The organism is Flavobacterium sp. LK-23 (assembly GCF_058135255.1).
In genome coordinates, this window is record NZ_JBYUVT010000013.1 from 1 (window position 1) to 22,017 (window position 22,017).

The following is a 22,017-nucleotide window of genomic DNA, read 5'->3' on the forward strand; positions in this document are numbered from 1 at the left end:
GTTTCGCCTGTGTTTCAAAGCGGGTGCAAAACTAAAACTTCTTTTTGTTTCCTGCAAGAAAAATTTAAAGTTTTTTTTTGAGATATTTTCAATCCCGTTTTCTCTAATTTCCCTTCCAATCTATCAATGAACTTTCCGTGTTTTGCGGGGTGCAAATGTAGAACCTTTATTTAGATTTCCAAGCATTCTGAATGAGTTTTTTTCTAACTTTTTTCTATATTTTTCCTAACTAACTGATAACACAATATTTAAATTTAAAAATTTCTTTACTCGAATAAAGCTTTTTCTTACTTTAAAGCTTTTTAAGCAAATATAGAACCTGATAAAATCCGTTTTTATCAAATATACAGCTTGAACAAAGCTACTTTCTTTGTCTTTTCAGGAAATGACTTTCCTGTAACTACTATAAATTTATTAATAAATCACTCGAATACCCAGCGAAAGCAACACTTAACTAACATAAATAAAACAGCCTGAGAAATTCTCAGGCTGTTTTAAACAATTTATTAAAACAATTATTATTTGCTGAAATCGTAACTAAGCACGGCACCAAGTCCAAATTGAAATGTTGATGCATAATCAGTAACTGCTACTGGCCCCCAATAATAGTCCCAATAATAATCATATCCTACAGCCGCTGACATTGATTGCAGATAAGCATTTAGATTAATTGACAATGGTGAATTCGTTTTTACTTTTACACCAGCCTTAATTTCCCATGCAAAATAAGTTCCGCTACCGCTCTTTGGTGTTTCTAGAATAGCAACTCCTAAACCTGCTCCTAGAAATGGAAGCGCCTTTTGCGAGCTTGATCCAAAATAATACGTATAATCAGCTAATATATAATTGATAGCACCTTTATCATCTCCAGCATTAAGCTGAGTTCCTGCAGGAATAGTGTTAGGCCCATTAATTATAGCAACCTTTGTATACAAAGGCATATTTGTATCAAGTCTGTTATACTTTAATTCTACTGAAGCATTATCCATTATAAAATATTCCAAACCTATACCATATTCAAAACCATCTTCTACTTTTGCGTAAGAGGAATCAAAGTCTACCCTATCAGAAAAGGTATACCCTCCATACAAATTAAGTAAAAATGACTGGGCGCTTTGTGCTGACATTCCCAGCGAAAAGAAAAAAACGACAACTAACAAATGATACTTTTTCATAATTTCAAGATTTAATTTATAATTATTGTTTGCATGGCGGCTACATTCGGGGATTTTTCATGATGTAGCCCTTGTAATCTTCATAATCTATTAACTCGTCTCAAAGTTATCTTACAAAAACATTTTAACATAATAAAACAAGTTTTATCATGTTGCAAATTATAAAATGAAACCATTTTTTTTAAACTCACTTTTCCTAAACTAGGACTCAACCGCTGCCACAAAGCATAAGTATTCTATAATTATATCGAATAATATACTGCTTACCTTACTTTATAAACAAGATATTTATTCATAAAAAAAAGAAACAGATTATAGCACAACTACAATCTGTTTCTTTTTTTTTTAATCTTTCCTCAATTCTATCTATTCATATATAATGGAAAATCTTTTCAGCTGCGATTCCTTATTTTACTGCTTAGCTATTCAATTAAATCTCTTTCAAATTCACCTCTTTTTTATCGCCATCCTTATCTATAGTCACCCTTTTCTCAATATTGGCTTTATCAGAATAAGATTGTTTTGCTGTACCATAATTTGTTGAAGAACCTTGGTATCCATAATAATTATAGTAATTTGTATATCCAGATACGTATGAATAATTGTAAGAGTTGGTAAAATCAAAACTAACCATAACAATATAAGTCCCTGGCATTAAATCCATAAACTCGAAATGTCCTTGATCGTCATAAACTTTAGTTTTTTTGATAGAATAGCCAAAATCACTATTCAAAGGCACTTCTGGCATCTTATTTTGCTTGCGAATTTTCTTGTTGACCTCTACCCATTCCTCATAATAAGCCGAACTTGGAAAAAGTGTAATTTCCGTACCCCTTGGCGCATATTGTTTTTTAGCAGTATTCACCAACCCGCCCAACCTTTTACCTGAGTCAGATCTTGCATACGCTGTTCCAATTATAACACTATTACCATTGGAGATTTGCTTTGCAACTTCTTCCTTGTTAAACTTGTTTTTAATAGGCTGATAATCTAATTCTTCGTTAACTGTAATTTCCCACATTCCATTAGCCATAGACATTTCACGTTGCCATAGGCGATGATCTTTTTTGTCTATAGCATAATTATAAGTAGCGTTGGTGCTCTCTTCCAAAACTGAAACAAGCCATGTCTCGTGCTTACCTGTTCTCGGAGAATTGTAGACAAAACTTTTTACTTCTTTAATAGTATAATATTCAACAAGCACATCTGACCCATCATTATAATAAAACTGCGGAAAACGTGCTTTATACCCTACATCTAATGGTAAAGTCGTAATTAAATGATCGGACCAATTGAAGTCAAAATATTCTTCTTTAGGCTGAAGCTTTAATTTTTTGTCTTTTTTAGTTTTCTTAGAATAGTAATTACCCGTAATGATTTCAGCAAAGTTCAGATTTAATTTTGCGTTCTTAGTCTCATCAGCATAACTTATAGCTCTAAGCGTTTGCGCATCTCCTGTACTAATACGCGTTGTAGGAGCTCCGTTGTCTTTTGGGGTAAAAGTATTATTCAACGTCAGTTGGTTATTAGTCAAAGTAATATCATAAGTCAATGCCCCCATATTCTTCCACTCTGTACCTTTAACATAATAAACAGTGTAGAGTGATTTTTCTGGCTTAATATACTTTGTATTGATGTCTTTACCGCCAGGAACAAGTGCTTTTTGTCCCACTGTCATAAATGGAAGCAGAAACAGTACATAAAAAAGCTGTTTTAACAAACTGGATTTCTCATTTTTAAAAAAAACATCTCTTTTTGATGTAATACTATTTGGAATATTGGCTTTCATTGTGATTATTTTGATTGGGAACAAATTTACAGACATCATATACAAAATAAAATACCTGATTTCATGGTAATTTCCCATTGGAATAACCTTTAGTTCCGTTCCAAAATCTAAATATCTATTTCTTATAACATTTTCAGATCAAAACAAAACAATAATTTAACGCAACATTATTGCGTTAAATTTTAAAATGTCTTTATTTTACCTTTCACTAAATTTATCTTAATGAACAGACGCAGATTTTTAAAAGGCTCTTCAGTACTAGCAGGGCTATTCACCCTTGGCCCTTCAATTATCCTAGCAAACGATGTGGAGGCCATAAGTAAGAAAGCAAAAAAAGCAAAGAACATCATTTTCCTGATCAGCGACGGAATGAGCTGTGGAACACTTCAGATGGCGGATCTCTACTCTCAACATGTTTTAGGCAAAAATACAGAGTGGATTAATCTTTATAAAGAGAATAAAGTCTCAAGAGCCTTAATGGACACAGCCTCTGCCAGTTCTCCAGTTACAGATTCTGCGGCGGCGAGCTCTTCATTTGGAGGCGGGCATCGCGTTAGAAATGGCGTGTTGAATATTGGTTCAAATGGCGAAAAATATCTTCCGATCTGGCAAAAGTTTAAAAATGCAGGAAAAAAAGCGGGTTGCGTCACTACGGTTACCATTACTCACGCCACTCCGGCAGGGTTTTGTGTGAACTCGGACAGCAGAAATGCCGAAAATGAAATTGCCGAAATGTATGCTGAACTTGGATTTGATGTTATGATGGGCGGAGGCGACGAATTCTTCAATCCATCAAAAAGAAAAGACAAAAAAGATATCTATAAGATCTATGAAGAAAAAGGCTATCAAGTACTAAAAGAAAAATCGGATCTAGAAAACATTAAAAAAGGAGGAAAAACTTTAGGTGTTTTCGCTACTGGAGCTCTTCCCTACACGATCGATCAAAACAATATACCAGAATTGCAAAAAACACCTACACTTGCTCAAATGAGTGCTACAGCAATCGACCAGATGAAAGACCATAAAAATGGTTTTGTATTACTCATTGAAGGAGGAAAAGTAGATTGGGCTGCGCACGCCAATGATATCTCTGCGCTGATTCATGACCAGCTCGCTTTTGACGAGGCGGTTAAAACAGCTATAGATTTTGCCGAAAAAGACAAAGAAACCCTTGTAATCATTACAACCGATCACGGAAATGCAAATCCGGGACTTATCTATGGCGCTAATGCAAAAGAAAACTTTAACAACATTGCAGACTATAAATACACCAACGAGTACATTTTAAATTCTATTCATGCCGATTTCAATCTGCAGCAGATTAAGGATTGGATTAAAGAAACCAATAAAATTAGCTTGACAGATGATGAAGCAAAGCATTTAAAGAATTTCTATTCTGGCCTCGAAAAGCAGGAAGATGGTCTGTATAATTATAAAAAGTTACCTTTTAAAGCCTATTCAGAAATTCAGAAAAAGCATAATAATGTAGGATGGATCAGTATGGATCATTCTGGAGATTATGTTGAATTGGCTATGTATGGCCCTGGAAGCGAACTATTGAAGCCTTTTGTACAGAATAAAGATCTTCATTATCTAATGCTTCAAGCTTCTATTGAAAAGGAATCTTAAATAGAAAATTCAAAGTATTATTGGGCACAAACTTTATTAACGAAATAATATTAAAAACAAAAAGCTTCTTAGACATTTGAAGCTTTTTGTCACTTTCGTAATAATCAATTTTATTCTTCTTCCATAAAAGGATTTGCTAATGCCTGTTAGCGAGAAACATTAATTCTAAATTTACAACTCCCATTTAATTTTGTTTAACGTTACAATCTTATACAAATGCAAGTAAAGATTAATTTTCAGCATTATCACCAAATGTTTTATAGTTTTAAAACATCACCGATTACTTTTACAAACCCATGTTCTTCAAAACTATTCCAGAGAATCGGTACTGTCAGATTGTATTCTTTCCCCTTTGCCCATATAAGTCTGTATCCACTGTCTTCCATATAAATACAACCATAATCTGCTTCTGTAGCTCTGCAAAACTCTTTAAAGTATTTGTCAATTGATTTTGATTTAGCAAAAAGTCGACTCATGCTACTAGTAACAGCCCAAAATTGAAGCTCGATACAATCCTCTATTTTTGAAGAATAGTCATTAATGTAAATTTCAACATTACCTATCCACCATTTACCCTCTACGCCTTTGTAAAAATCAATAAAGTCAGACTCATCAGCAGAATCGGGTGTATAATTTTGAGTCAAATCATACAGATAATACTCTATTATCGTCTGATCCTCTTCTACTAAAATACAAGTATCTACCCGTTGGTTTATTCCTAAGTTTTCAAGTAAGGTTTTGGATATTTCTCCATTAGCATAGCGGTCAATTTTGTACAGCTGATTGTTGCTTATTTCAAATGATGCTCTCTCTTTTTCTGAATGCTCATAAATGAATTGTAAAGCTCTATTAAGCCTTTCTCTCTTAATATATATTCTATAATCGTAATCTAGTCCCATTTTTATAATTCGAATAAAATCAAATGTATTGCTTTTAACTTAAAAAAATCAAACTTTAATTAATATTGAAGGATGAAAGACCTTACGTACATTAAGCTTAGCTTCAACAAATGTTAAATATTAGTAAAGCCCTGCAAAGTCTGATCTTTTTGCTTATTTTTGTTAGAAGCTCTTCAGAAAAAAGATTTAAAATCTCCTTTTAGTCGCTGATCAGATATTTATCTCCAGCTATTACAAAGCAAAAAGACTTTATAATCAGTTTTAAAAGAGCCAAAAAAAATACCATTACAAATAGCCCCAAAGACTATGAAAAAAATTACTCTAATGATCTGTCTGCTACTTGCCGCAGGCGTGAACGCACAGCAGGAAAAGGGAATTATCGGATATGCGAACTGGCTGGACAACTGGACAGAATTCAAACCGCAGAAAACGGAGTCTAAAGATGCCAACCAAATACTGGCTGGAAATATCACACAGAACACCAAACTGATGAAGAAAAACGTGTACATCCTTCAAGGAAATGTATATGTAACAAATAACGCCGTTCTGACTATTGATCCAGGTACGGTAATTATTGGCGATGCTGCAAGCAAAGGAACTCTTATTATAACAAAAGGAGCCAAAATTATTGCAGAGGGACAGGAAACTGATCCTATCATCTTCACTTCAAACGCTAGCATGAAAAAAGCGGGCGACTGGGGTGGTGTTGTAGTCTTAGGAGATGCACCTATCAATAAATTTGGTGGAGCTGGATCTTATACCATGGATCTTGACCCTTCTCTTACTGCATATGGAGGAGACAATGCAGCTAGCAGCTCTGGAGTATTAAAATTTATTCGTATTGAATTTGCAGGCCGAAAAGTAAAAGGAGCAGATAGTTTTAATGGACTAACTGTTGCAGGAGCTGGAAACAAAACGGTATTGGAAAACATTATGGTGAGCTTCTCAGGAGGTGATTCATTTGCTTTTTATGGAGGAGATCTTAATGCTTCTCAATTGGTTTCGTACAAATCTATAAACGATGATTTCAAAATGACGCAAGGAACGCAATGCCGTCTATATAATTCATTGGCAGTTAGATCTTCTTATTTGTCAAGTAACAGAGATGGTTCTAGATGTTTAGAAGTGAAAGCCTATGAAAAGAAAAGTGAAACAGACTTTACAAGAAAATCTACTTTCGTTTCTGCATCAAACCTTACTCTTATAAATGATAGTGAAAATATCAAAGCTGACGTTCAGGCTGGTCTTATAAAAGAAGCTGTTTACGTAGCTGACAACGCTGCTCTAGAGCTTAAAAGAAGCGTGGTTTCTGGATTCAATCCAGCGGTTTTACTAGATAGCCAGACAGTAGTAAATGGTGAGAACTTAAAGAAAATCAAAATTGAAGAAATGTTTTTCAACCAGTGTACAGGTAATATCTTTACAGAAAATAAAGCCGACAACTCTGATTTAGAAAACTGGTATGGCAATACTATATTTTCAAATGTGTATTCACAAACCGACAACAAAGAAACTTTTGTTGACATTTATAATGCAAAAAGACCTGACTTTAGACTTCAGCTAGGAAAAATTACTGCATCAAGTGGCAAATAATTTTTTTAAATATTAGAAATTTAAAAGGAAACATCTACTAAGCTGTTTCCTTTTTTTTTGCAGCTAAAACTTCCATTGCTTACAAAAATTTTAAAAACAGGTAGAAATACTGTACTGTAAATCAAATTCTTGTAATAACTTTAGTATATATTCTCGATAGAAGCAATACTAAAAAGATAAAAGTATGAATATAGGAATTATTGGCATTGGAAGCCTTACACTAGAACTGGCACAGAGAGCCTCATTTGCAGGTTATGAAATTCTTATTCATCATCCTCGCGGTAACTCCTTCATACAGCAAACGACCGAAAGCATAAGAAATGCTAAGCTGGTTTCACTTCAGGAAGCTGCTATGGGAGATGTGATCATACTTTTTGTTCCGAGAGAAGATCTCGAGAAAACTATTGGAATGTTGCCGGACATGACGGGCAAGATCATTGTTCATACCAGCGGACTGATTTTTAATCCAAAACTTCTCGTATCAAGCATTACTAGCGCCCTTACTTTTCAGATTACAGCTTCACTCCTACCTAAGGCTTATGTGGTAAAACTTTTCAGTCCAGTAATGCTACAGCCTCAAAAAACGTCGCTCGTAACCAAAAGCAAAGATGAAATCTATTTTGCAGGCGACCATACACCTTCAAAAAATACTGTCAAGACTTTTTTAAAAGACCTCGGGTTCGATCCTTTTGACCTTTCTTCAAGATTAAAATCTCAAAAAACTGTCCTCCTTCATAAGAAAAACAGTTTATTGAATGTCTGGTATCAGCATCATTACAAATCAAATTGATTTTTGCCTTGAAGATTTATAAGACGAAATGAATACTGATTGTCTTAAGGATTTTCAGCATTTGAATGTGATGTGTTCAAAGAATCTTTTTCTCTAGGCCTGCGGCGTTCTGGACGCAAATTTTTCAGTTCACTCTCTTCTGCAAAAGTTGCATCTTCTTTAAACTTACCGGTCGAAATTTCGAAATCATCTGCCGTTCCGGTAATTTTCATCGGAATATTTATAAGTCCCATTGGTGGCAACCCTACGCGAAACCCAACATTTATTTTGCCATCCATAGTAACTTGCCCTTCTAGCTTCGCCCTAAAGCCAGCCATTTTCATGGTTGTCGGCGTTATGGTCATTACATTATTCTTTATGGCCGAATGAATGGCAATTTTATTAAAAGTTGCTTTCTCCAAGTCGGCAGCATCTGCTTTTTTGGCTACGTGGTTTAAAATCTTGAAATTTTTAAATTTAATATCCTCTAAGGTCAATGTTCCTTCGCCTTCAATAGATTTAAAGTCGATATCCATATTCTGATCGATACTTCCTCCTAGCTGGTAATCAACCGATACCAATCCATAGGCATCTTTAGCCATACTTACCAATTCGGCAAAAATCGGAATCTCAGCATAAGCGCGTTGGATATCAAAATTGCTAGCTTTAAAATTTGCATTGTACTTCGCTAAACGACGATGCTGGGCTTTATAATCACCGGTCATGGCTATTTTAGTTCCTGCCATATTAAAAGCGGCTTCTGTTACCTGAACTTTACGATCATTAACCACTAGAGTTCCAACAAAATCTTTAATCTTATAAGTATCAAATTGAAGATTATTGACTTTTGCTGCGATTTTTAGATCGGCGCTACTAGGAATTCTAATTACGTAGTTTTTATTCTTTGCATTGCTGTTTTTTGCAACTGCATTTACAGGTATAGAATCTGTTTTTTGAGCTACTTCTTCTTCGGCTTTCTGGTCTGTATACTTTGCAATCATATCAAAAAACTCGTTTGCATCAATCTGATTGCTCGATAGATTAATATCTGCTTTGAGCTTTTCGTTAGACTCGCGTAGATATTTTCTATTAAAAACATACCTTAAAATATTATGGATATACCCATTTAATACAATATCAGATTTACCATAAGTGACATTAAATTCTTCAAAGCGCATTTTATCTTTAAAAAACTTAAATGTCCCTTTAGAAATCTCAAAAGGCTCAGGAAACATGGCACTCTTAATCACTAAATTGCGCGCTTCTAGCTTACCTCCGTTTTTAATATTCTCATAATTTTTCGCATCTATATCTTTTTTGGATCCTTTAGCAATAAGATTCGTCTGGATAACTCCTGAAATGCTCAAATCTTTAATGGGGAATATCTGAGTTAATTTACCAACATCCAATGTTCCCTGAGTTTTTATGTTGTAAACCAAATCGTAAAGATTACTAACCTCTCCCTGCACTTTAAAAGGAGATCCTGCCAGAACAAATTCCGCTTGCTGTAGTTTTACATCTAAATCTTCTCCGGTACCTCTATCACTTGAGACCGTAGCATTTAGATTTATATTTTCAACTGGCATATTAGGGAATTTAAGTGATTTCAAATATCCATTCTTAATGCTTGCTACTGCTTTTGAGGATGGATATTTTTTCTGTTTGCGGTTTAAAATTCCATGCATGCTTACTTTTAAATTTAAATCTCCTTTAACTTCTAAACTGTCTAGAGGATAAAATTTGTGCACTTCTGCCAGATTAATTTTAGATTCCAATTCGGTATCTACAGTAAAAGGATATAACTTATGAAGTTCGAATCGTCCTCGGATATAATTGCCAAGAGCTTCAGCATTCAAATTCTCTATTTTAGCCGAAACGTTTCTTAAAATACTGTCTTTAGCTGTTACCGCTAGATTTAGGTTGATATTTTTAATTGCATCTTTTTTCTTTATGTTTTGAAGATATCCATTTTTTAGGCTAAGATTCAGCTGAAATTTAGGAATGCTTTTAATGATCGTATCTACTTTATTTAAACGCGGACTAAAACCTAAATCTCTTAAAAAAATACCGTCGGCTTTTAAATCCAAAGCAATATCTCCACGAATATCATTCTGGTTAAGATTTAAGGCTTCTTTTAATTTTGCCAAATCTAAATCGGCTTTTACAGCCGTTTTAATTTTTAGCTTTTTAAAACCTTCGGAATGAAAATTAACTGTCGTTTTCTTGTTATCCAGATTAAATGACAGATTATCTAAATCAAACTTTAATTTATTAATATCTAACTCTTTAACCTCTGCTTTGGCTGATATATTGATATCTTTTACTGGATCTTTTATTCTTTTATAAGCAATTCTACCGTTTTTAATTTGTAAATCAGCAGAAACAATTGGCTTTTCTGAAAGGTCTTGCATATACCTTCCGCGCGCAAAAATCCTAAAATCAATATTACCGCTTATGGTCATCTCTTCACGCCACTTATCGTAAGCTGGAGGCACAAGGGAGAGCATTTCTTCTAAAGTAGAGTTTTTCGATTGCATACGCAGATCAAAATCATATCCTCCTTTAATAAACGCAAAATGTCCATTAAAGGAGAACGGAAAATTTTTAATACGGATAACATTACGCTCAAATTTAAACTTAAGTGCCTTAGCATCTATGTAAGTGATTATTTCAGCATTGACGGGTTTCTTTCGCACATAATCAACACCGTTTAAGCTAAAATCGAATGATTTTATTTTTACATTAGAATCAAGATCAAATAAATCGGCACTTAAATCACCTTTGCCTTTATAGTTCAAATCCTGAACCTTAAATTTTAAAAGTGCGCTTCTGTCATTGTATGATATGTTCGTTTGCTTAATAACAACCTTCTTAATATTAAATTCTGTCTTTGTTGTATCTGCAGATTTAGAAGGTTTGACAATATTAAAATTGGCGTTTCCTTTAGAATCTATTTCAAGATTTAAATCTGCTTCATCAAGATATACGGCATCTAAAACAATCTTTCCCTTCAATAAACTGTAAAAATTCAGACCTGCAGATACTCTTCCTGCCTTTACAATGCTTACAGCTTCAAACTGTTTCTTTTTGCTCATTACACTAACATTTTTAGCATAAATGGTCAATGCCGGAAAATGTTTAAAAACGGAAAGTCCTATCTGATCAAAACGTACTTCGGCATCTAGTTTCTCATTGGCTATACTTTCTAATTTCGCCGTTATTTCGTCTTTAAAAACATACGGAACAATTGTAAGCACAAGTATTAAAAGTAGAAATAATGTCGCAATACTTATTGCCGTTTTCTTTAAGAACTTCTTAGTCATTTTTTTTGGGGTATCGTTTTAAGATTTTAAAAATATAGATTTAGCTGTCAAGAAAAAACCTTGATGGAGATATTAACTCAAAAATAACAATTAAAAATTTTATTGAGACTTCTTAGTCCTATTTGCTCGAATAATCAATATGAATTAAAAAGATAAATGTGCGAAAGTAGATTTTGTTAAATTAATTAGGCTCACAGAGCAAGTTCTAGATTTCAACGACTCATTTTGCCTGTTTACCTAAAATCATATGCTCCACAGGCAATTTCTAATGACCTTTACATCAGAAAACAAAGCTGCAGAGCTTATAACTTAAAAACTTACGATTATGAAAGCAACCATTGGTATTACAGAAAAAAACACAAACGCTGTTTCTAACGAATTAGCAAAACTGTTAGCAGATGAATTTGTACTTTACACCAAAACCAGAAACGCACACTGGAATGTTACAGGCGATAATTTTCATGCGAATCACATCTTCTTTGAAAATCAGTACAAACAACTAGATGAAATCATTGACAGCGTTGCTGAACGTATGCGCAAAATTGGTCACTACGCACCAGCAACCTTAAAGTCCTATCTTGAATTGACGCATCTTACAGAATACAGTGAAAGAACAAACGATGGTTTAGGATTTATGAAAGATCTATTGCAAGACCATGAAAGCATCATTGAATTTATTCGTGGCAACATTACTCCTTTTGCTGATGACTACAAAGATTATGGTTCAAGCGATTTTATTACTGGTTTAATAGAAACTCATGAAGAAATGGCATGGATGATACGCTCTTACTTTAGATAAAATAACAAGGAATAAGTATATTTGTCTAAACCAAAAACCAAATACCATGAAAGCGTTAATTGTTGATGACAATGATATTGCAAGAACTACTTTATCTCATTTGGCAAAACAAATTCCGAATCTTACTGTTGTAAATGAATATTCTAACGCCATTGAAGCGTATCATCATTTACAGGAAAATCAGGTAGATTTAATTTTTTTGGATATTGAAATGCCCGAGATGACAGGAATTGAGCTGACAAAAAATCTCTCAGGTAAAGATATCATCATCATTTTTACATCTTCTAAAAAGGAATACGCGCTGGAGGCATTTGAATTGAATATTGCAGATTATATTCTAAAACCAGTTACTCCTGCCCGATTTTTACAGGCAGTAAGTAAAGCACAGTCTATCATTGAGAGCAGAAAAGAGAATATACAATTTGGTAAGGAAGAATTTTTATTCGTTAGAGATTCTAATATTACCAGACGACTAAAACTAGATGATATTTTTTATGCTGAAGCAATGGGAGATTATGTAAAGTTTTACACCAAAGAAAAAATGTTTGCCATTCACGGCAAAATGAAAACTGCCGAAGAACGTCTGCCAAAAGATGATTTCATTAGGGTACATCGTTCTTATATTGTTTCTATTGGTAAAATTGACACTTTACAAGACGGAGGCATTATGATTAACAAAAAATTTATTCCTGTTGCAGATGCTTACAGAAAAGCGCTTAACACTAGGATGAATGTTTTCTAAATGTCTTTTTTCTGCTGCGTAAACTAGAATGCTATCTTATTGAATTAAGATCATACAATTTCATTTACACTTATTTATATGATAAATACGTCTACCGTAATGGGTAACAAACGCTTTAGTTATTTTATAATCAGCAGTTTTATTTTATGCAGTATATTATTGATTGCTGTACAAATTAATTCGGCTCAAAATACTAAAGAACTCATACGAAATAATAATACCCTTTTAAACGAATTGCGTTCCAGCAATCATTTAAGAGAAATTGACCGCGATATTTTGGGTGTCGAAAGCAGAATTCGAGCTTCGATCGCTACTAATGACACCACACATTTAGAAGGAATTGATCAAAAAATTAGGCAAATTAGAAATTTTCTCGATTCGCTTTCTGTAGATAATGCCGATCCCGAAGAGGAAAGATTAATACAAAGACTCGGAGTTTTGGCTCAGGATAAAATGGTCACAAAAGGAAAACTCCTGCATCGTTTTGATTCTTTAGGAAATATGGATGATGATAGCTCTATTGCCAATCCTAGAGCCAGAATAATTTCCAATGAGATTACCGATATTACAGCAAAGATTTACCGTAAGCGCCAATTGCGCATGGTTGAGTTGCGAAATCTAAGTCTGGAAATGGGCCAAAGAGCAAAACTTTATGACATTTCACTATTAGTTTTACTAGTTTTGAGTGGTGCTGTTATAGGGTATCATATTATGCGCCAATTTAGAAGACAACATTTTCTGATTAAAGAATTGGATATTGCAGAAAAAAAAGCATCGATCGCTGCTCAGACTAAAGAAAATTTTCTGGCTAATATGAGTCATGAAATCAGAACGCCGCTTAGTGGTATTTTAGGATTTACCAATTTATTACAGAAAAGACCTTTGGATGAAACTTCCGCAGAATTTGTGAGTTCTATTCAGCGTTCGGGCGAAAATTTAATGACCATTATTAATGACATACTCGATTTATCTAAAATTGAGGCTGGAATGATGCGCATTACGCCTGGAATATTCAGCATCAACGGATTATTGGATTCGGTTGAAACGCTTTTTTCAGAACGTGTAAAAGAAAAAAAACTAACGATTTCCAGTAAAGTCGATAATTCGATTCCTGATACTTTAATTGGTGATGCCACCAGATTAACTCAAATATTGGTCAACCTCATTGGAAATGCCATAAAATTTACCCATCAGGGATCTGTAAACATTGAGGTCTGTAACAAACTCCAACATGAAGATAAGGTTATTGTGGGCTTTAAAATTACGGACACGGGAATTGGAATTGATAAAGAAAAGCTAAATGAAGTCTTTGAAAGATTTAATCAAGGTGAAGATTCTACCACTCGAAATTATGGTGGGACTGGCCTCGGATTATCAATAGTAAAAAAACTGATTTTATTGCAAAACGGTGATATTGAAGTAAAAAGTGAACAAGGAAAAGGAACAACCTTTAGCTTTTATATTCCGTATGATATTGCTAAAGAACAGCTCAATTCTAAACCTATTGCCAATATTAACCACTTTAAAGATATCTCAAATACCGCTTTGAGAGTTTTAGTTGTAGATGACAACGCGATCAATCAAAGTTTAATGAAACATTTGCTTTCTCAATGGAATGTTGATTTTGAAATAGCTTCTAACGGTTTGGAAGCAGTAGAATATTTAAGCAAAAAAGATTGTGATCTGGTATTAATGGATTTACAAATGCCACAAATGGATGGATATACGGCTGTTCAGCAAATTAGAGAAATCTTAAAACTAGATATTCCCATAATTGCCATGACAGCACATGCCCTGCCTGGCGAAAGAGAAAGATGTTTGAGCCGAGGAATGAACGAATACATTTCAAAACCTATAAAAGAGGAAGAACTTTTTAAACTGATTGCTGCTTTTGGACTGAAAGAATCAAATTCTGAAGAAACAAACATTATACAATCTGATCCTGTTTTTCAACATATTGATCTTTCGTATATGCAATCGGTAAGCGCTGGCAGTAAAGCGTTTGAACAAACTGTGACCAAACAGTTTATTGACAATGTCCCGCTACATTTGGAACAGCTTATCGTGGCTTATCAAAATCAAGATTTTAAAATGGTGAAACTTAGAGCACATGACTTGCAATCAAGTGCTGCTATAATGGGACTATTGCCTCTTTTAGAAGAAAAACTTGATATTCTTGAATTGGCTACAGAACAAAATGCAACTTTACAGCAGATTTTAAATGATGTCGAAAAGATTTTGAATTCGTCTCTCTTAGAAGCTAAAGTTTTTTTAGAATCACTGTGAAATAAATAAGACAAGAGCTCGTTTTACATTCAAGAAAAACCATCTTACTATATATTATTCAATTGAAAGACTGTCTGTAAAAGACGGTCTTTTTTGTTTTTTTTCATTTTAAAATATAGCTGTATAAAATGCCCATTTAAATAATCATACATTAATGATTGTAGGCGTAATTATCGTTGTGTCCCAGTGGTTGAAACCACTGGCTATTGTTTACCCATATTGAGATGATTTTTCGTTCCAATTTTAAAACATAGCCCGAGGTTTCAACCTCGGGAAACGTATTAAATACAGATCTATGATAACAACAAACGATTGATTTCGCTATTTAAACGAGTGTTTTTGCCCATTCGATGAATAGTGGAATGCTACACAAATGTAAGGCAGTAAATTTACTTCAGTTAAACATTTAAAACCAAGAAATCATGGAAATCATCCAAACCAAAGAAAACGCATTATCACATTCAGCAGTAACTGCAGTTATTAATGCTCCTATTGAAAAAGTAAATATTGCAGACTGGCTTTTAAACCTTCCTGATGCAGAATACCAACGTTGTTCCACTCAGCATATTGGTGCGGGAATTACCAGCACGTATGAAGGCGAACCTATGTCTATTAATGTAGAAACAATTGGCGATGCTTTAATGGTGCAGCATTATGTGGCGACAGTTCATCGTCCAGATTATTGCCGTATGTTGTCTATCTCAGATTCTATTACTAAAAACGGACGTACTAAAGTTCAGGTTTTATGGGAACTTAAAGTAACCAAAATTGATGAAAATACTTGCCTTTACACCAATGAGATTCATGCAACTGCAACACCAGAAATGTTTGAATACTTGAAAGAACATGGAGTAGATCTAGCTGGCGCTGCTGCTTCAAGACAAGCTGCTTCTGATGCACACAATCATGAAGAAACTCCTAACTTTGCTAAAAGCATAGAAAACAAAGCATTAACTGGCAAATACAATCAGCCTTTTTAATAGTATAGAAATCGAGCGCACCAATGTGCGCTCTTATTATTTTGAGTATTATGAAAAATAATTTATTTGAAATACTAATCGGCTCTTGGACATTAGTTGAATTGATTGAAGTACCTTTAGGGGAAGGAAAAATTACAAATCCGATGGGAACCAAACCAAAAGGCATTATTATTTACAACAGTGACGGCTATATGTCAGCACAAATAATGAATACTGATTTTGAACATTCTGATACAAAAGACAGTCCTCCTTATCTCGCCTATTCTGGTCCCTTCAAAACTGATGATGAAAAACAAATAGTCAGCCATACTATGTCTGTTTCACTTTTTGAAAATTGGAGAAATGAGACACAAAGCAGAAAAGTTCTTTTTAAAGATGGATTGCTTCATTTAGAAACAGAGAAACCATTTATAAACAATTCACGTTGGGTTATTCATAAACTTACTTGGAAAAGAATGGAACAATCCAATAAAAACCACTAATCACAAACTACATGAAAGCAATAGTTATAACTCAATTTGGAGCTCCAGATGTACTGAAACTGCAGGAATATCCAACTCCAGAAGTAAGCGGAGACAAAGTGTTAATAGAAGTTAAAGCAGCAGGTTTAAACCGCTCTGATATCTTCCAGCGTGAAGGGAATTATCCTGCACCAGCTGGAGTTTCGTCTGAAATTCCTGGTTTGGAAGTTTCTGGAATTGTAGTCGAATGCGGACCAGATGTTACCGATTTAAAAATTGGTGATCAAGTCTGTGCTATTCTCGCTGGCAGTGGTTATGCAGAATATGTTAGCGTTCGGGAAGGTCAATGCCTGCCAATTCCAGCTGGACTGACTTTTGCCGAAGCAGCAAGTTTGCCTGAAACAGTTTTTACAGTGTGGTCAAATGTTTTTCAGAGAGGAAACCTAAAATCTGGAGAAACTCTTTTGATTCACGGCGGTAATAGTGGCATTGGCATTACAGGAATCCAAATTGCCCATTCTCTTGGCATTCGTGTAATTGTAACAGTAGGATCTGATGAAAAAGGCCAAAAATGTCTCGATCTTGGCGCTGCATCTTATATCAATTACAAAACCCAAGATTTCGAAACCGTTTTGCAGGAAGAAGGAGTCGATGTCATCTTAGATATGATTGGCGGTAATTACCTGAGTAAAAATGTAAACATCCTAAAACCCGAAGGCAGATTAGTTCATATTAATGCGGTAAGCGGCAGCCATGTAGATCTTGATATTTGGAAAGTAATGATTAAACGTTTAACAATTACCGGAAGCACCTTAAGAAGCCGAGACTATGATTTTAAAAAACAGCTAGCCAAAGAAGTGCAGAAAAACGTTTGGCCATTAATCGACTCAAAAAAATTCAAACCGATTATTTTTAAAATCTTTCCTTTCACCGAAGCTCCTGATGCACATCGATTATTAGAAGATGGCAGTCATACGGGTAAAATTATTTTAGTTCGATAATTAGTCCGAATAAAACTTAAACCTCAACCAAAAATAAATAGTAATATGGAAAATCAAGGCGCATCTGTTGTTATTACGCATCATATTTTGGATGGAAAAGAACAGGAATATGAAAAATGGCTGGATGAAATTGTTCCCATTACCAAACACTCCAATGGTTTTATCGATTTGCAGATCGTACGGCCAATTCCGCATTTAACGTTTGTTTACACGGTTATTATCCGATTTGACACTATTGAAAACCTTAAATACTGGATTGAATCGGAAGACCGCAAAATGCTCATTAAAAAAGCAAATCCACTATTCAGAAAAAATGACAACTACCAGATAAAATCAGGTTTGGATTTTCTTTTTAATGCAGAAAACGAAGGAAATAAAGTTCCTGTTCGCTGGAAACAATTTCTTGTAACATGGTCTGCTATTTATCCATTGTCCCTTTTAATTCCTTTATTGGCACTCCCCTTTTTGAGATTTTTGAAAGTACCGTCAAATCATTATTTTGATGGATTAATAATTTCGGGTATCATAGTCTTTTTAATGGTATTTGTTGTAATGCCCAATTATACCAAACTGATCAAAAAATGGCTTTATAAATAATTAAAACTTCCCTCATTATAAAATCAAAAATCACTGTAGTTTGCAGTGATTTTTTTTGGTTTAAACTCTAAAAAAACAAATCCTCTACAATCAGAAAGCTTCAAATTATTCCTAAAGTTTCTCTTACTAAATTCAACGACTCATTTTGCCCATCTAACGAATTCAAACTATACTCAGCATATATCTTCAATAGCTTTACAATAGAATTAAAAACCAATACAATTAATCATCAAAAAGCTATTATTATGACTACCGAATTATTAAGTTTCAAATACGAACTAGAAAAAAAAGAACCACGCACCAATGACGGCGGAACAACAAGAGGAGCTTCTGTTAAAGATTTTCCAGCTTCTATTGGCATCGCAGGAGTTTCCATGAGATTACAGCCAGGAAGTATGCGCGAATTACACTGGCACGCAAATGCAGCAGAATGGGCTTATGTTATTTCAGGAACGGTTCGCACCACGATTATTCATCCGAATGGTAAAAGCTACACTGATAATTTTGAACCAGGCGATGTTTGGTATTTTCCAAAAGGATACGGACATTCAATCCAAGCAACAGGAACAGAAGAATGTCATTTTATTCTAATCTTTGATAATGGTAATTTTTCTGAAGATCATACTTTCAGCGTTACCGATTTTGTATCCTGCATGCCTCCAGAAATTGTTGCTCAAAACTTGGGAATTACTTTGGAAGAAGTGGCCGCATTACCTCAAAAAGAAGCCTATTTCGCAGCTGGAATTGTTCCTGACGAATTATCATTTACTGCCGCTTCACGACCAGAAGAATCAGATATTGAATTGACCAATTTACACCGTTATCCTCTGCATTCTCAACAACCTAGAATAATTCCAGGTGGCGGTTTGCAACGATTGGTAACAAGCAAAGAATTCCCTATCAGTACCACAATGGCGGGATCTATTATAGAATTACAGCCAGGCGCTTTAAGAGAAATGCACTGGCATCCCAATGCTGATGAATGGCAATATTATATTTCTGGTCAAGCCGAAATGTCTGTTTTCTTAGCAGAAAGCACAGTTGTTACCGAACAGTTCAACGCTGGAGATGTCGGTTATGTGCCAATGGGTGCGGGACATTACATTAAAAATACTGGAAATACAGTTTGCAAAATTTTAATTGGGTTTAACAGTGGTACTTATCAATCTATTGATTTAAGCGAATGGCTTGCTGGAAACCCGAAAGATGTGGTGGTAACCAATTTTGGTTTGGAAGAAGGCGAAATTGAAAAATTTCCTAAAAACAAATTGTTTATTCAACCGTAATCATAAGTATTGTGGATGCCCAAACACAGTTCATAGATTCGTCTGAACAAACTAGATCACAGGAGAAGCTAGCCATATTTTTAGCCTTTATTGCAGGTTATCTTGATGCTGCCGGTTTCCTAAAATGGAAAGTATATGTGTCTTTTATAAGCGGAAACAGCACGCAGTTGGGAATTGCCTTATCAAGTAGTAAAATAAATGTTCTTATTTCGTCTTTAACCGTAATTGGCTCTTTTGTCTTCGGAATATATGCTGGAACCTGCATTTCGTTGTGGAGAGAATCCAAAATTCAGACACTGCCATTTTATATTGTTTCAGTAATATTGATTGGCTATACAATGGCATCCAATTATTATACGATAAACAACGGATTGTCGATACCTATCATTCTTTTTTCAACTGGTGTTATGAACACTATTGTAACGTCTGTTGGAAATCAAAAAATAAATACCGATTTCGTGACTGGAACGTTGAATAGTCTGGCTAGAAATACAGCCATGTTAAGTCTCTCTCGCAATAAAAAAAGTCGTAAGTTTTACAAACTCAATGCTCTTCGACTTTTACTATTATGGATTGGCTTTTTGCTAGGTGCATCTGTCGTACCAATTATACTTCCGTTATTGAAAAATTGGACGCTTATTTTGCCTGCTGCATTACTACTTGCTTGTGCATTGCTAATGCCAATTACTGACTTTAACCTTAAAAATAAATCTTATGCTGAAGAAAAATGACGTTGCGCCAGATTTTACCTTATTTGCAACACCCGATCAAAAAATCACTTTATCAGAATTTAAAGGAAAAAACGTGATTTTAGCTTTTTATCCTGCCGACTGGAGTCCAGTTTGCAGCGACCAAATGGCACTTTACAACGAAATGCAGAAATATTTCAATAAATATGATGCTACAATTTTCGGTATTTCTGTAGATAGTAAATGGTGTCACCTGGCCTTTTCTCAATCAAGAAATCTGCATTTTCCTTTATTGGCTGATTTCGAACCAAAAGGAGACACTTCAAAAAAATATGGTGTATACAATGAGAAAGAAGGCGAATGCAATCGTGCCCTTTTTGTAATTGACAAAGAAGGAATTATACAATGGAGTTATCTCTCTCCAATGGCTATAAACCCAGGAGCAGATGGTATTTTGGAAGCTTTAGAAAAACTATAAAACTAATTAATTATGTCACTAAAACCAGCGGTCAGTAAAACTGATCATATACAAGGAAAAAAAGATTCTAGTATAGTAATCGTCGAATACGGAGATTATCAATGTCCCTATTGCGGTGCAGCTTATCCAGTTCTTAAAGAAATAATGAAGAAATACGGCAAACAGATAAAATTTGTTTTTAGAAATTTTCCGTTATCAGAAATGCATCAATACGCCCGTCCTGCAGCAATTGTGGCAGAAGCCGCAGCATTGCAGGGAAAGTTTTGGGAAATGCATGATGCTATCTACGAAAACCAAAGGCTTCTAAACGAACCTTTTTTATTAGAATTAGTAGAGAAATTGGAGCTAGACCCACATCAATTCAATGTCGATATTAAAAAACCTGAACTTGCCGCAAAAGTAGATTCCGATTTTGAAAGTGGTATTTTAAGCGGTGTAAATGGCACACCTTCTTTTTTTGTCAATGGTAGAAAATTTAACGCAGGTGCAGAAGATCTCTTGCAACTGATGAGTGAAATCGTGAAATAAATAGGTTGAGAATTAAATATAAAAATCGAATAGTATGCTCTCAATTAATGAATGAAAGTATATTTTTTGAACCAATTTTTAATTAAATTTACGTAACAACTTCAATTACAACGCCATGGAAATAAATTATACGGAATTAGTTTCCATCAAACACGTAAGTGTTCAAAGAATAGAAAATAACGGAACCTCATCGTTTTTAGATACGCTTTCTGTTGAAGAACCTCTTGAAATCAGGCTTTCTTACGGTTCTAATTCAGACAGAATCCAAAAGAACATTTCGGTTACCATGCGAACTCCGGGCAATGATATTGATCTTGCGATTGGTTTTCTGTTTACAGAAGGAATTATTACTTCTTTTGAAGATATTCAAGATGCTTTTGCAATAAAAATGAATTGCTTGTCACAAAAACAAAACATTGTTCAGGTTGATCTTAAAGAAGGTTTTACTCCAAATTTGATGCAGACAGATCGAAATTTCTACACGACTTCAAGTTGTGGCGTATGCGGAAAAAGTTCGATTCAATCTATAAAAACGGTAAGCCCATTTGGAAATTTGATGAGACCGCAGATCCAGATTCATGCATCTGTTTTTTATCAATTACCCAAAAAATTAAGAATTGCTCAAAGCGATTTTGAATCCACTGGCGGTCTTCATGCGTCAGGGCTTTTTAATATTCAAGGCGATTTGATTCTTTTAACTGAAGATGTTGGAAGACATAATGCATTAGACAAATTAATTGGAAGATCTCTTGCTAATCAATCACTGCCACTAAATGAACATATTTTGCTTCTAAGCGGAAGAGCAAGTTTTGAGCTAATCCAAAAAGCAGCAATGGCTGGAATTTCTATTATTGCTTCTATTGGCGCTCCATCCAGTTTGGCCGTAGAACTTGCGGCAGAGTTTAATATTACACTTTTAGGATTTCTAAAAGAAAATCGATTGAATATATACAACTCATCGGAACAAACCGTAATCGTAACACAATAGCCATT

Annotated in this window: 19 protein-coding genes; 15 read left to right on the forward strand and 4 right to left on the reverse strand. The window is 34.5% G+C overall.

Annotation, left to right across the window (positions count from 1 at the left end):
- Window positions 1–518 precede the first annotated feature (518 nt).
- Both AC3Y25_RS17425 and AC3Y25_RS17430 read right to left on the reverse strand, forming a co-directional pair.
- Entirely contained in the window at window positions 519–1,175 is a 657-nt protein-coding gene (locus AC3Y25_RS17425) for an outer membrane beta-barrel protein (RefSeq protein WP_427873993.1), read from the reverse strand.
- Window positions 1,176–1,605: 430 nt separating this feature from the next.
- Window positions 1,606–2,964, reverse strand: a complete 1,359-nt coding sequence (locus tag AC3Y25_RS17430; RefSeq protein WP_489903604.1) for a DUF3108 domain-containing protein — start codon at window positions 2,962–2,964, stop codon at window positions 1,606–1,608.
- A gap of 222 nt (window positions 2,965–3,186) precedes the next feature.
- On the opposite strand from AC3Y25_RS17430, the gene AC3Y25_RS17435 reads away from it, so the two are divergent.
- Window positions 3,187–4,593 carry an alkaline phosphatase gene (locus AC3Y25_RS17435; protein WP_489903605.1) on the forward strand — a complete coding sequence of 469 codons (1,407 nt, stop codon included), beginning with the start codon at window positions 3,187–3,189 and terminating at the stop codon, window positions 4,591–4,593.
- 257 nt (window positions 4,594–4,850) lie between these two features.
- On the opposite strand, the gene AC3Y25_RS17440 is transcribed toward AC3Y25_RS17435, so the two are convergent.
- Entirely contained in the window at window positions 4,851–5,492 is a 642-nt protein-coding gene (locus tag AC3Y25_RS17440; protein ID WP_489903606.1) for a hypothetical protein, read from the reverse strand.
- Between the two features lie 306 nt (window positions 5,493–5,798).
- On the opposite strand from AC3Y25_RS17440, the gene AC3Y25_RS17445 reads away from it, so the two are divergent.
- Window positions 5,799–7,085, forward strand: coding sequence for a hypothetical protein (locus AC3Y25_RS17445; RefSeq protein ID WP_489903607.1), 1,287 nt, complete (start codon window positions 5,799–5,801; stop codon window positions 7,083–7,085).
- A gap of 184 nt (window positions 7,086–7,269) precedes the next feature.
- The gene (locus AC3Y25_RS17450; protein WP_489903608.1) at window positions 7,270–7,875 is read left to right on the forward strand and encodes an NAD(P)-binding domain-containing protein; all 606 of its coding nucleotides are present in this window, start codon (window positions 7,270–7,272) and stop codon (window positions 7,873–7,875) included.
- Between the two features lie 44 nt (window positions 7,876–7,919).
- On the opposite strand, the gene AC3Y25_RS17455 is transcribed toward AC3Y25_RS17450, so the two are convergent.
- Entirely contained in the window at window positions 7,920–11,177 is a 3,258-nt protein-coding gene (locus AC3Y25_RS17455) for an AsmA family protein (RefSeq protein ID WP_489903609.1), read from the reverse strand.
- A gap of 325 nt (window positions 11,178–11,502) precedes the next feature.
- Between AC3Y25_RS17455 and AC3Y25_RS17460 the strand changes: the two genes are divergently transcribed.
- The 12 genes from AC3Y25_RS17460 (at window position 11,503) to fdhD (ending at window position 22,012) form a co-directional block, all read left to right on the forward strand.
- On the forward strand, window positions 11,503–11,976 hold the full coding sequence (locus AC3Y25_RS17460) for a Dps family protein (protein WP_489903610.1): 474 nt from the start codon (window positions 11,503–11,505) through the stop codon (window positions 11,974–11,976).
- A gap of 46 nt (window positions 11,977–12,022) precedes the next feature.
- Window positions 12,023–12,718, forward strand: a complete 696-nt coding sequence (locus tag AC3Y25_RS17465; protein WP_111289323.1) for a LytR/AlgR family response regulator transcription factor — start codon at window positions 12,023–12,025, stop codon at window positions 12,716–12,718.
- A gap of 78 nt (window positions 12,719–12,796) precedes the next feature.
- Complete coding sequence (locus tag AC3Y25_RS17470) at window positions 12,797–15,004, forward strand: ATP-binding protein (protein ID WP_489903611.1); 2,208 nt, start codon at window positions 12,797–12,799, stop codon at window positions 15,002–15,004.
- A 422-nt stretch (window positions 15,005–15,426) separates the two neighbouring features.
- A complete protein-coding gene (locus AC3Y25_RS17475; RefSeq protein WP_111289319.1) occupies window positions 15,427–15,984 on the forward strand; it encodes a hypothetical protein in 558 nt (185 codons plus the stop codon).
- Between the two features lie 50 nt (window positions 15,985–16,034).
- Window positions 16,035–16,466, forward strand: a complete 432-nt coding sequence (locus AC3Y25_RS17480) for a lipocalin-like domain-containing protein (RefSeq protein WP_379800189.1) — start codon at window positions 16,035–16,037, stop codon at window positions 16,464–16,466.
- An 11-nt stretch (window positions 16,467–16,477) separates the two neighbouring features.
- Window positions 16,478–17,446: an NAD(P)H-quinone oxidoreductase gene (locus AC3Y25_RS17485; RefSeq protein ID WP_489903612.1), complete on the forward strand. Its 969-nt coding sequence runs from the start codon at window positions 16,478–16,480 to the stop codon at window positions 17,444–17,446.
- A gap of 45 nt (window positions 17,447–17,491) precedes the next feature.
- Complete coding sequence (locus AC3Y25_RS17490) at window positions 17,492–18,043, forward strand: putative antibiotic biosynthesis monooxygenase (RefSeq protein ID WP_427874003.1); 552 nt, start codon at window positions 17,492–17,494, stop codon at window positions 18,041–18,043.
- 245 nt (window positions 18,044–18,288) lie between these two features.
- The gene (locus AC3Y25_RS17495; protein ID WP_250836278.1) at window positions 18,289–19,329 is read left to right on the forward strand and encodes a cupin domain-containing protein; all 1,041 of its coding nucleotides are present in this window, start codon (window positions 18,289–18,291) and stop codon (window positions 19,327–19,329) included.
- 11 nt (window positions 19,330–19,340) lie between these two features.
- Window positions 19,341–20,060: a YoaK family protein gene (locus tag AC3Y25_RS17500; protein WP_489903613.1), complete on the forward strand. Its 720-nt coding sequence runs from the start codon at window positions 19,341–19,343 to the stop codon at window positions 20,058–20,060.
- Window positions 20,044–20,496 carry a redoxin domain-containing protein gene (locus AC3Y25_RS17505; RefSeq protein ID WP_489903614.1) on the forward strand — a complete coding sequence of 151 codons (453 nt, stop codon included), beginning with the start codon at window positions 20,044–20,046 and terminating at the stop codon, window positions 20,494–20,496. Before AC3Y25_RS17500 ends, AC3Y25_RS17505 begins: the two co-directional genes overlap by 17 nt.
- Before the next feature lie 12 nt (window positions 20,497–20,508).
- On the forward strand, window positions 20,509–21,024 hold the full coding sequence (locus tag AC3Y25_RS17510) for a DsbA family protein (RefSeq protein ID WP_489903615.1): 516 nt from the start codon (window positions 20,509–20,511) through the stop codon (window positions 21,022–21,024).
- A gap of 115 nt (window positions 21,025–21,139) precedes the next feature.
- Entirely contained in the window at window positions 21,140–22,012 is an 873-nt protein-coding gene (gene fdhD, locus AC3Y25_RS17515; protein WP_489903616.1) for a formate dehydrogenase accessory sulfurtransferase FdhD, read from the forward strand.
- The last annotated feature ends 5 nt before the right edge of the window (window positions 22,013–22,017 follow it).